A 10,573-nucleotide genomic window follows, 5' to 3' on the forward strand; every position below is an offset into this window, starting at 1 on the left:
TCAGGTGGGACTGTTCAGACGTCGCAGGCGCGACCTCGAGGACGAGGCGTTCCGGGTGGACGGGGACTACGCGGACTCCGACGCCCGGTACGACGATGGGTACGAGGACGGGTACGAGGACGAGTACGGGGACCACGAGGCCGGCGAGGTCGGCGGGGACCTGTTCGACGACGCCGGTCCCTACGACGTCGAGGACGTCCCGGAGGACGGCGTGCCCCGGATCGACCTCGGGGCACTGCGGCTGCCGGTGACCGCCGGCCAGTCGGAGCTCAAGGTCAGGATGAGGCCGGACGGCACGGCGAACGAGGCCTACCTCATCACCGACATCTGCGTCCTCACCGTCGGCGTGTTCGCCGCGCCGCGCTCGGCCGAGCTGTGGCGCGAGGAGTGGTGCGGCGACCTCGCCAGGGACATGCGGGCCAAGGGCGCCGCCGTGCACAGCGCGGCCGGGGCCTGGGGCCAGGAGCTCCTGGTCTCCTTCCCCGGCGAGGTGAACAGGTTCGTCGGTGTGGACGGGCCCCGCTGGATGATGCGCGCGGTCGCGACCTCGGCGCCGGAACGGGCCGAGAACGCCGCCGCCGCCCTGTACGAGCTCGTGCGCGGAACGGTGGTGGTCCGCGGGGAGGTCCCGATGCCGGTCGGCATGCCGCTGCCGCTGCAGCTGCCCCCGGCGCTCGCCGCGCACATCAGGGGCCAGGCCGGGATCTCCTGAGCTCCGGCGACCGGCGCCGTTGTAGGTTCGGGCCATGCCCACCTCCGCCGAATGGCTGGTGTTCCTCACCGCGTCCGCCGTGTTCGCGCTCCTGCCCGGGCCGGGCGTGCTCTACGTGCTCGCACGCAGCCTGCGCGGCGGGCGCGCCGAGGGCGTGCGCTCGGTCGTCGGCAACGGGATCGGGGCGTCCGCGCACGTCGTCGCCGCGGCCTTCGGCCTCTCCGCGGTGCTGGCGACCTCGGCCGCCGCGTTCACCGTGGTGAAGCTCGCCGGCGCCGCCTACCTGGTCTACCTGGGGGTCCGGGCGCTGCTGGAACGGCATCCCGTGCCGGAGGCCGAGCCGGCGCCGCGCCCGGGCGCGCTGCGCCAGGGCATTCTCGTCGAGGCGCTCAACCCCAAGACGGCGCTGTTCTTCCTGGCCTTCCTGCCCCACTTCGTCCACCCGGAGACCGCGCCGGCGCCGGTGGTGTTCGTGGTGCTGGGGCTGGTGGCGGTGGCCATGACCGTCGTGGTGGACCTGGTGGTGGCCGTGTTCGCCGGCGCGTTGTCCAGCCGGCTGCTCGGCAACCCGCGCTGGCGGACCCGGGAGCGGGTGGCGAGCGGGCTCACCATGATCGGCCTCGGCGGGGCCCTGGCGGTGGCCGAACGGGGCTGAGGGGACCGAGGGGGACCGCTCAGGCGGGCCGGCCGCCCGCATGCAGCCAGGCCAGTACGGCGGCCCGGCCGAGCGACTCCGGGTCCCGACCCACGACGGCCAACCGGGTGCTGCGCACGACCGCCCTGGGCAGGGCGGCCGCCCACGCCCCGGCCGTCCCCGCGGGGTGGATCGGGTCGTCCGTGCAGGCCGCGATGCCGACCGGCACGTCCAGTGCCCGCAGCTGCTCCTCGGTCGGCGCCGGGCGGGCGGCGGCAAGCTCCAGCGAGTCGGCCAGCTCCCGCCCGTAGCGCGGCCAGGCCCGGCCCAGCTCCGCGCTGACCCAGGCCGGCGCGTCGGCCGCGACGCCGGCGAGCGCGCCGTCCACGCCCCTGGCCCGGACCTCCGCCGCGGACAGCCGGGCGGAGACGGCGGCCGGGGCCACCCCCGGGTCGCCGAGCCAGGCGGGCAGCGCGAGCAGCAGCCCCGCGCAGCGCCTCGGGTTGCGAACGGCCCACTCGGCGGCCAGGTGGGCACCGAAGGAGATGCCCCCGACCAGCAACGGCGCCTCGCGCGCTGCCTGGTCGAGGGAGGCGAGGTAGGCCCGCGCCAGCTCCGCCCCCGGGGTGGGGGCGGGCGCCAGCGTCCGCACACCGACCGCGGCGAGGGGGATCTCGAACACAGATCTGACGAACACGTCGTCCGACCCGGTGCCGGGCAGCATAATCGCGGATCGTGGAGCGTCGTCCCCGGTGAACGGACGAACCGAGACATTCACGTCGAAGATCCTCCACCCAGCGCTGCTCCGCGTGGTTACGCTGGTCTGTAGTACGGGTCGGGTCTCGGGGACCGACCCCCAGCGACTGGAGCGTCAGCATGGGCACCGGAGCCGGACGCGGTCCGATACGCCGCCTGGTCAGGCGGCTCACGAGCGATATCGACGAGCTGGACGCCGAGAACCTGTCGGAGAACGTCGAGGCGGTCGGGGCCCGCAAGGCCTGCGACTGCCGCTCGGGCGACGAGGTGACGGTTCTCGGCCGGGTGCGCTCGGTCGAGCTCAGCCCGCGTGACGCCGTGGCCACCCTCGAGGCGGAGCTGTTCGACGGGACCGAGGGCGTGACATTAGTCTGGCTCGGTCGCCGCCGTATCCCGGGCATCGAGCCCGGCCGGACGATCAAGGCACAGGGCCGGATCGCCATGCGGGACGGGCAGAAGGTGCTCTACAACCCCTACTACGAGTTGCAGACGGCTACATGACCCCATCTGACAGTTCCGCCACCGAGAAATCCGCCACCGAGAAATCCGCCACCGAGAAATCCGCCGCCGAGAAGTCCGCTGTCGAGCGCGCCGCGGCCGACTCCGGCACCGAGAAGCAGCCGACCCTGCTCGAGCAGATGGGCGGCGTCAGCGGGCTCGTCTACTCCACGATCCCGGTGCTGGTGTTCATCCTGGTCAACTCGCTGTTCGGGCTCGGCCCGGCGATCTGGAGCGCGCTGGGCGCCGCGGTCGCGATCACCGTCTGGCGGCTGGTCCGCCGCGAGCCCCTGCAGCCGGCCATCTCCGGGTTCTTCGGCGTCGCGATCGCGGCGTTCTTCGCCTACCGGACCGGCTCGGCCAAGGGCTTCTTCCTGTTCGGCATCTGGGCCAGCCTGGTCTACGGCGGCGTGTTCGCGGTCTCGGTGCTCGTGCGCTGGCCCCTGGTCGGCGTGATCTGGACGTTCCTCAACGGCCACGGGATGCTCTGGCGCACCGACCGCAAGGCCGTCCGCGCCTACAGCGTGGCCACGCTCACCTGGGTCCTGGTGTTCGCCGCCCGGTACGTCGTGCAGAGCTGGCTCTACGACGAGGACCAGACCGGCTGGCTGGCCTTCGCCAGGATCGCCATGGGCTACCCGCTGACCGCGGTCGCGCTGGTGGTGACCGTCTGGGCGGTCCGGGCGGCCGGGCACCGGCAGCAGGACCTCGAGGCCGCGGCCGAGGCCAGGGAGGCCGAGGAGCGTGCCGCCGAGGCCCGGCTGCGGGCCAAGTACGGCGGTGATCAGGCGCCCGAGGGCGCCTGAGCGCCCTCAGTAGCCCAGGGCCCGGCGGATCTCGTCCTCGACGTTCGTCGGCGCGACGAACAGCAGCTCGTCACCCGCCTCGAGCGGGTCGTCGGGCTGCGGGACGATGACCCGGCCGCCGCGCAGGATCGTGACCAGCGCGGCGTCCCGGGGCAGGTGCACGTCCCGCACGGGCCGGCCGGCGAGCGGCGTGTCCTCGGGCAGCGTCAGCTCGACCAGGTTGGCCTGTCCCTGCCGCAGCGTCAGCAACCGCACGAGGTCGCCGACCGACACCGCCTCCTCGACCATGGCCGCGAGCATCCTGGGTGTCGACACCGCGACGTCGACCCCCCAGGCCTCGGTGAACAGCCACTCGTTGGCCGGGTCGTTCACCCTGGCCACCACGCGCCGCACGGCGAACACCGTCTTGGCCAGCAGCGCGACGACCAGGTTCACCTTGTCGTCGCCGGTGGCGGCGATGACCACGTCGCACAGGTGCATTCCGGCGTCCTCGAGCGAGGCCAGCTCGCAGGCGTCGGCCAGCACCCACTCGGCCTGCTCGACCGTGTGCGGCTCGAACTGGGCCTCCTGCCGCTCGATCAGCATCACCTGGTGGTCGCCGGCGACCAGCTCGGCGGCGATGGAGCGGCCGACGGCGCCCGCTCCCGCGATCGCGACCCGCATCAGGACGCCTCCTCGGGCGGTTGACCCGCTGCGTTGGTGACATCGGAGATCGTGCCGGACAGCGCCGCCACGTACACCTGGTCGTCGGCCTGCACAACGGTCTTGGGCTTGGGCAGCACGCCCGTGCCGAAACGCATGACGAACGCGACCCGGGCGCCGATCGCGCGCTCCAGCGTGTCCACGGTGTGCCCCACCCAGCCCTCGTGCACGGGGACCTGGACGATCGCGACCTTGCCGGTGGGGTCCCGCCAGGCCGAGGCCACGCCGTCGGGCAGCAGCGTGCGCATGAGCCGGTCGGTCGTCCAGGGCACGGTCGCCACCGTGGGGATGCCCAGCCGCTCGTAGACCTCGGCCCGCTTGGCGTCGTAGATCCGCGCGACGACGTGCTCGACGCCGAAGGTCTCCCGGGCCACCCGCGCCGAGATGATGTTGGAGTTGTCCCCGCTGGACACCGCGGCGAAGGCGCCGGCGCGCTCGATCCCGGCCTCCACCAGCACCCGGCGGTCGAAACCGCCGCCGACGACCTGCTGGCCGTGGAAGTCGGCGCCGAGCCGGCGGAACGCCTGACGGTCCTTGTCGATCACCGCAACCGAGTGGCCGAGCCGCTCGACCGCGGCCGCGAGGGACGAGCCGACCCGACCGCAGCCCATGACCACCACGTGCACGACAGGGCCTCTCCTTCTTCCCGGGCACCTCGCCCGCCGATCAGGGTGAAACCTACCGGTGGCTGCTCCAAACCGGTGACGCGAGGCGCATACGCTGTACACCCGTGCCCAAGCTCGCATCCGTGGCGAAGCGCGTGCTCGTCGGTCGGCCGTTCCGCACCGACCGGCTCGCGCACACGCTGCTGCCCAAGCGCGTCGCGCTGCCCGTCTTCGCCTCCGACGCGATGTCCAGTGTGGCCTACGCGCCGGAGGAGATCCTGCTCACGCTGTCGGTGGCCGGCGCGTCGGCCTATCTGTTCAGCCCCTGGATCGCGCTCGTCGTCGTCATGCTGATGGCCGCGGTGGTGCTGTCCTACCGGCAGAACGTGCATGCCTACCCGTCGGGCGGCGGCGACTACGAGGTCGCCACGGTCAACCACGGCCCCCGCTGGGGCCTGGTCGTCGGCAGCGCCCTGCTGGTCGACTACGTGCTCACGGTGTCGGTGTCGATCGCCTCCGCGGCGGCCAACATCGGCTCGGTCGTGCCGTTCGTCGCCACGCACAAGGTGGAGTTCGCCGTCGGGGCGATCGTGCTGCTGACGGCGATGAACCTGCGCGGCGTGCGCGAGTCCGGCACCCTGTTCGCGATCCCGACCTACGCCTTCGTCGTCGGCATCCTGGCCATGGTGGTCTGGGGCGCGACCCGGGTCTTCCTGCTCGGCGACGACGTGCGGGCGGAGAGCGCCGACTTCACCCTGCTCGAGGAGGGCGACCACCTCAGCGGGATGGCGCTGGTCTTCCTCGTGCTGCGGGCGTTCTCCTCCGGCAGCGCCGCGCTGACCGGGGTGGAGGCGATCAGCAACGGCGTGCCGGCGTTCCGCAAGCCCAAGTCCCGAAACGCCGCGACGACGCTGCTGCTGATGGGCGTCCTGGCGATCGTGATGTTCCTCGGGCTGATCATGCTGGCCGCGCTGAGCGGGGCGAAGATCGCCGAGGACCCGGCTCACCAGCTGGTGAACGCCCCGGCCGACTACGAGCAGAAGACCCTCGTCGCCCAGCTCGCGGAGGCCGTGTTCGGCGGGTTCGACCCGGCGGTGTGGTGGGTCATCTTCTTCACCGGGCTGATCCTGGTCCTGGCGGCGAACACCGCGTTCAACGGCTTCCCCGTGCTCGGCTCGATCCTCGCCCAGGACCGCTTCCTGCCCCGGCAGCTGCACACCCGCGGCGACCGGCTGGCGTTCTCCAACGGCATCGTGGGGCTGGCCACGTTCGCGATCATCCTGGTGGTGGCGTTCGACGCCGAGGTGACCCGGCTGATCCAGCTCTACATCGTCGGCGTGTTCGTCTCGTTCGTGCTCAGCCAGAGCGGGATGATCCGGCACTGGAACCGCGCGCTGCGTGCCGACCCGGACCCGGCGGTGGCGCGGCGCATGCGCCGCTCGCGCGCGGTCAACGCGTTCGGCCTGTTCATGACCGCGGCCGTGCTCGTGATCGTGCTGATCACCAAGTTCACCCACGGCGCGTGGATCGCGATCGCCGCCATGGCCGTCATCTACGTCCTGATGACGGCGATCCGGAAGCACTACGACCGGGTCGCCGCGGAGCTGCGGGAAGCCGAGCTCAACCGCGAGACCAGGACGTTGCCCTCGCGCAACCACGCGATCGTGCTGGTGTCCAGGCTGCACCTGCCGACCCGGCGGGCGCTGGCCTACGCCAGGGCGACCCGGCCGGACGTGCTCGAGGCGGTCACGGTCAACGTGGACGACGCGGACACCCGAGCGCTGGTCGCGCAGTGGGAGAAGGAGGACTTCTCGGTGCCGCTGAAGGTCGTCGAGTCGCCCTACCGCGAGATCACCAAGCCGGTGTTGGACTACGTGCGTCGGGTGCGCACGGACAACCCGCGGGACGTGGTGACCGTCTACATCCCCGAGTACGTCGTGGGCCGGTGGTGGGAGCAGCTGCTGCACAACCAGAGCGCGCTGCGGCTCAAGGGCCGGTTGCTGTTCCAGCCCGGTGTCATGGTGACCAGCGTGCCCTGGCAGCTGGCCTCGGCGCAGCGAGTGCGGGACGACCAGGTCGTCGCCCCGGGCGCGATCCGGCGCGGCCTGTCGGACAAGGACAACAAGCGGTGAGCTCCTGGGTCGGCAGGCGGTTCGAGGTGACCGTGGACCGGGTCGCCCACGGCGGGCACTGCGTGGCCCGTCACGAGGGGCGGGTCGTGTTCGTCCGCCACACGCTGCCCGGCGAGCGGGTGGTCGCGGCGGTCACCGAGGACCGCGGCGGCTCGTTCTGCCGGGCCGACGCGGTGGCGGTGCTGTCGGCCTCGCCGGAGCGGGTGGCACCGGCGTGCCCGTTCTCCGGGCCAGGGCTGTGCGGCGGCTGCGACTGGCAGCACGTGACCCCGGCAGAGCAGCGGCGGCTCAAGGCGGCCGTGGTGGCCGAGCAGCTCTCCCGGCTGGCGGGGCTGACGGTCCCGGTGACCGTCGAGGAGCTGCCCGGCGGGCCGCTGTCGTGGCGGACCCGGGGCCGGATGACGGTGGACCGCGGGGGCCGGCCCGGCTTCTACGCCCATCGCAGCCACCGCGTCGTGGCGGTGGACGACTGCCCCATCGCCGCACCCGGCACGGTGGACGCGGTCGTCGGCCGCCGTTGGCGGCCCGGTGCGTCGCTGACGGTCGCCCTGGACGCCACGGCGCACACCCACGTGCTGGAGGACGACCGGGTGGTCACCGGGGGCGAGCCGGTGGAGCTGGCGGCTCGCCGCCGCTGGCGGGTGGCACCCGACGGGTTCTGGCAGACCCACCCGGACGCCGCGGACGTCTACGCCGAGGTGGTCCAGGCCTGGTCCGGGGCGCGTCCCGGCGACGTCGCCTGGGACCTCTACAGCGGGGTCGGGCTGTTCGCCTCGGTGCTGGCCGCGCAGGTCGGGTCGTCGGGAACAGTCCTCGCCGTCGAGTCGGTCGGGCCGGCGGCCTCGTTCGCCGAGCGCAACCTCGCCGACCTCGAGCAGGTGCGGGTGGTCGCCGGCCGGGTCGAGCACGTCCTGGCCGACGCCCCGTCCCCGCGGGTGGTGGTGCTCGACCCGCCGCGCCGGGGCGCCGGGCGGGCGGTCGTGGACGCGATCGCGCGGCAGGGAGCGCGCCGGGTGGTGTACGTGGCCTGCGACCCGGCGGCACTGGCCCGCGACGTCGCCGGGTTCCGCGGGCACGGGTACGAGCTGGCGGAGCTCAGGGTGTTCGACGCGTTCCCGATGACCCACCACGTGGAGTGCGTCGCCCTGCTCACCGCCGACGGCTGAGGAACCTACGTGGCGGCCGGCGGATACGGTCCCCCGCCGGGGGGTTGGGCCCGGCCGTCCACCGAGGGTGGGTGCGGCGGCCGCCCGAGGTGCGGCCCCCGACCGGTCGCGCCCGGGCCGGAGTGACCGGTGGGGGGAGGCGGGCCCGGCGGCCGCGGCTGGCCGCCGGGCGGGGTGTGGTGTCCGGGCGGTTGGGCTTGGCCCCGCGGCGGGGTGCCCGGGGTCGGCCGAGGTGGCTGACCCGGGGGTGGTGGCGGTGGCGGCTGCCGCGGCCGGTCGCCCGGCGGGGGCGGGGGCCGGTCGGCGCCGGTCGGGGGGATGGCGGCGCGCTGCCGGAACCAGTCCGGGATGTGCTCCTCGGAACGGGGGAAGAAGCGCAGCTCGTCGGCGAAGCCGATCGGGGGCGGCAGTCGGCGCCAGCGGGGCTCCACGTCGGGTTCGAACTCGGCGCTGAAGCTGCTCGGCGGGTCGAGGAGGTAGACGGCGGAGAGCCAGGTGCCCCGGCCGGGGCGGTACATGCCCTGGCGCAGCCGGCCGAGGCCCTCGACGACCGCCTGCGGCGGGCGGACGGGACGGCTCTGGCCGTCCGGCCCGGTGACGAACACGTCGACCTCGACGTGCCGGCCGACGGAGCGGTACTCCGCGCGCACCTGTACCCAGTCCTGCCCGGCGACGGTCAGCAGCGCACGGCCGACCTGCCGGGTCAACCGGTCCTGCTCGGCCTGGTCCATCACCGGCTGCGGCTCGGTCACTGCACGTTCTCCACCCTCTGGGCACCCCTGTGGCGAGAGTTGACCTTACCGGGTCGGTACTTCACCCAGCGTGGGGTTTGGACCGAACGACAGACCGAGCTGGAAGGGGTGCAGCGACCAGGTCGCGACGGCGAACCTGGTCAGGAGGCCGGCGGCGCGGAGGGTCCCGTCGGTGGCCGGCGAGACCAGTAACTGGCTGTCGCCGTCCGCGGGCTGTTGGTCACGCCAGACCGGCGCGTCGACCGGTACCGGTGAGGCCTCGACCACCGAGTGCCACTCCTCGCCGTCGGTGCGCAGCGAGATCAGCACGACCGGCGCGTCCGGGGCCGACCATCCGCCCCCCTCGACCGCGACCAGCTCGTCGCGTTCGCCGGCGGCCAGCACGACCTCGCCGAGCCAGCCGTACAGCTCGGACATCGCCTTGTCGTCGGCGGCCCGGCGGGCCTCCTGCTCGGTGGCCGGGACGAGCTCGGTGGTGATCCCGCCGAGGTGGCCGGTGCGGTCCCGGTAGCGGTCCATGAGGAACAGCGTGTGGCCGTCCTCGCCGAGCATCGCGACCTCCCGGAACCGGTGGTTGTCGATCTCGGCCCGGAGCTCGAGGCCGACGCCGAGCCGCGCGCGGACGGTGTCGGGGTCGGTCATCCGCCAGTAGGTGGGGGTGTCGTGTCGCCAGAGCGCGAGGTAGCCGCCGATCGGGAGCCCGACGGCGACGGTGTGGGTGGTGTCACGGGGGGTGGGGGTCTGGCGGGGGATCGGGTCGGTCGGCGGCACCTGCCAGATCGACAGGGGGTCGACCGGCGGGCGGGGTTGGCGCAGGGCCTGGGGCGGCGCCGGCAGGCTGGCCAGGGCCGGGGCGGCGGGGGCCTCGCGGATGCTGGCCGGCGGGTGGGCGGTAGGCCCGTCGCTGGTCTTGGCGGCGGGCTCCGCCGTGGGCTCGGTGGCTGGTGCCGGGTCCGGTCCGGGGGTGGGCGCTGCGGGTGGCTCGGCCTCGGGTGGCGGGGAGCCGGTGAACTCCGCCGACGGGGTCGCGGTGCCGGAGTCCACGTGGGGCGAGGCAGGGGTGAGCGGGGGAATCGGTTCGGCCGGGTGGGGGGTGGGGCCATTCGCCGGTTCCGGCGCGGGTGGTGGGGCCGGTGTGGTGCTCGTCTCGGTGGCCGACGGGATCGGCTGGGGCGCTGGCGGCGCGGTTGGGGTGGTGCCCGGCTGGGTGGCCGGTGAGGTGGGTTCGGCCGCGTGTGGTGGGGCCGGCGTGCTGCTCGGCGGGGTGGATCCGGGCGCTGGCGGGGCCGGGGTGCTGTCCGGTCGGGTCGCCGGCGGGGTGAGTTCGGCTGCGCGTGGTGGGGCCGGGGTGCTGCTCGGTTGGGTTGCCGGCGGGGTGGGTTCGGCCGCGCGTGGTGGGGCGGGGGTCTCGTTCGGCTGGGTGGCCGGCGGGGTGGCGGCGGTGCTCCCCTGGGTGGCCGGTGGGGCGGGTTCAGTCGCGTATGGGGTGGCGGCGGTGCTCGGTGGGGTGTCGGCGGGTGCGGCCGGGGTGCTGCTCGGCTGGGTGCCCGGTGGGGTGGGTTCGGGTGTGTGTGGTGCGGCCGGGGTGCTGCTCGTCTCGGTGCCCGGCGGGGTCGCGGGGGACGGAATGGCCGCGAAGGGGGTGGGGCCCGGCGTCGCAGGGGTGCCTTCGGGGTGCTGGGCGGGCGGGGTGCTCGCGGCGGCCGAGGGCGCGGTGAGCCGGGCCGGGTCGCCGGACGCTGGGGCGGGCGGCTCGGGTGCGGCGTGGCGGCCCAGGTCGGCGCCCTCGCGGCGGGACTGGCTCGCCCGG

General features: G+C 74.2%; 11 protein-coding genes and 1 pseudogene. 7 read left to right on the top strand and 5 right to left on the bottom strand.

Going from position 1 to position 10,573, the window contains the following annotated elements:
- Positions 1–4: 4 nt before the first annotated feature.
- On the top strand, positions 5–712 hold the full coding sequence (locus BU204_RS14590; protein WP_075126190.1) for a DUF3710 domain-containing protein: 708 nt from the start codon (positions 5–7) through the stop codon (positions 710–712).
- Positions 713–746: 34 nt separating this feature from the next.
- Positions 747–1,367 carry a LysE family translocator gene (locus tag BU204_RS14595; protein WP_075126191.1) on the top strand — a complete coding sequence of 207 codons (621 nt, stop codon included), beginning with the start codon at positions 747–749 and terminating at the stop codon, positions 1,365–1,367.
- 19 nt (positions 1,368–1,386) lie between these two features.
- On the opposite strand, the gene BU204_RS40095 is transcribed toward BU204_RS14595, so the two are convergent.
- Positions 1,387–2,070 carry an alpha/beta fold hydrolase gene (locus BU204_RS40095; protein WP_158073464.1) on the bottom strand — a complete coding sequence of 228 codons (684 nt, stop codon included), beginning with the start codon at positions 2,068–2,070 and terminating at the stop codon, positions 1,387–1,389.
- A 152-nt stretch (positions 2,071–2,222) separates the two neighbouring features.
- Here BU204_RS40095 and BU204_RS14605 point away from each other — a divergent pair, with 152 nt between their 5' ends.
- Together BU204_RS14605 and BU204_RS14610 are read left to right on the top strand one after the other, a co-directional pair.
- Positions 2,223–2,603, top strand: a complete 381-nt coding sequence (locus BU204_RS14605; RefSeq protein ID WP_075126192.1) for an OB-fold nucleic acid binding domain-containing protein — start codon at positions 2,223–2,225, stop codon at positions 2,601–2,603.
- On the top strand, positions 2,600–3,406 hold the full coding sequence (locus tag BU204_RS14610; protein WP_083661318.1) for a DUF3159 domain-containing protein: 807 nt from the start codon (positions 2,600–2,602) through the stop codon (positions 3,404–3,406). Before BU204_RS14605 ends, BU204_RS14610 begins: the two co-directional genes overlap by 4 nt.
- A gap of 6 nt (positions 3,407–3,412) precedes the next feature.
- Here BU204_RS14610 and BU204_RS14615 read toward each other — a convergent pair whose 3' ends face one another.
- On the bottom strand, positions 3,413–4,069 hold the full coding sequence (locus tag BU204_RS14615; protein ID WP_075126193.1) for a potassium channel family protein: 657 nt from the start codon (positions 4,067–4,069) through the stop codon (positions 3,413–3,415).
- Entirely contained in the window at positions 4,069–4,734 is a 666-nt protein-coding gene (locus BU204_RS14620) for a potassium channel family protein (protein ID WP_075126194.1), read from the bottom strand. The genes BU204_RS14615 and BU204_RS14620 overlap by 1 nt, the downstream gene beginning before the upstream one ends.
- Before the next feature lie 104 nt (positions 4,735–4,838).
- On the opposite strand from BU204_RS14620, the gene BU204_RS14625 reads away from it, so the two are divergent.
- Together BU204_RS14625 and BU204_RS14630 are read left to right on the top strand one after the other, a co-directional pair.
- Entirely contained in the window at positions 4,839–6,845 is a 2,007-nt protein-coding gene (locus tag BU204_RS14625) for an APC family permease (RefSeq protein WP_075126195.1), read from the top strand.
- Positions 6,842–8,011, top strand: coding sequence for a class I SAM-dependent RNA methyltransferase (locus tag BU204_RS14630; protein WP_075126196.1), 1,170 nt, complete (start codon positions 6,842–6,844; stop codon positions 8,009–8,011). Before BU204_RS14625 ends, BU204_RS14630 begins: the two co-directional genes overlap by 4 nt.
- Positions 8,012–8,016: 5 nt before the next feature.
- On the opposite strand, the gene BU204_RS40100 is transcribed toward BU204_RS14630, so the two are convergent.
- Entirely contained in the window at positions 8,017–8,763 is a 747-nt protein-coding gene (locus BU204_RS40100; RefSeq protein ID WP_075126197.1) for a hypothetical protein, read from the bottom strand.
- A 45-nt stretch (positions 8,764–8,808) separates the two neighbouring features.
- A complete protein-coding gene (locus BU204_RS14640; protein ID WP_075126198.1) occupies positions 8,809–9,807 on the bottom strand; it encodes a hypothetical protein in 999 nt (332 codons plus the stop codon).
- Between BU204_RS14640 and BU204_RS14645 the strand changes: the two are divergent.
- Positions 9,770–10,573, top strand: a pseudogene (locus tag BU204_RS14645) (hypothetical protein); the annotation flags it as partial. The gene BU204_RS14640 and the pseudogene BU204_RS14645 sit on opposite strands and share 38 nt — an antisense overlap.

Source organism: Actinophytocola xanthii (genome assembly GCF_001921205.1).
GTDB classification, from domain to species: Bacteria; Actinomycetota; Actinomycetes; order Mycobacteriales; family Pseudonocardiaceae; genus Actinophytocola; species Actinophytocola xanthii.

What these genes read in the sequence shown, in the direction of transcription:
- BU204_RS14605 (WP_075126192.1), top strand. Translation starts at nt 2,223, where the DNA reads ATGGGCACCGGAGCCGGACGCGGTCCGATACGCCGCCTGGTCAGGCGG.
- BU204_RS14615 (WP_075126193.1), bottom strand. Translation starts at nt 4,069, where the DNA reads ATGCGGGTCGCGATCGCGGGAGCGGGCGCCGTCGGCCGCTCCATCGCC.
- BU204_RS40095 (WP_158073464.1), bottom strand. Translation starts at nt 2,070, where the DNA reads ATGCTGCCCGGCACCGGGTCGGACGACGTGTTCGTCAGATCTGTGTTC.
- BU204_RS14595 (WP_075126191.1), top strand. Translation starts at nt 747, where the DNA reads ATGCCCACCTCCGCCGAATGGCTGGTGTTCCTCACCGCGTCCGCCGTG.
- BU204_RS14610 (WP_083661318.1), top strand. Translation starts at nt 2,600, where the DNA reads ATGACCCCATCTGACAGTTCCGCCACCGAGAAATCCGCCACCGAGAAA.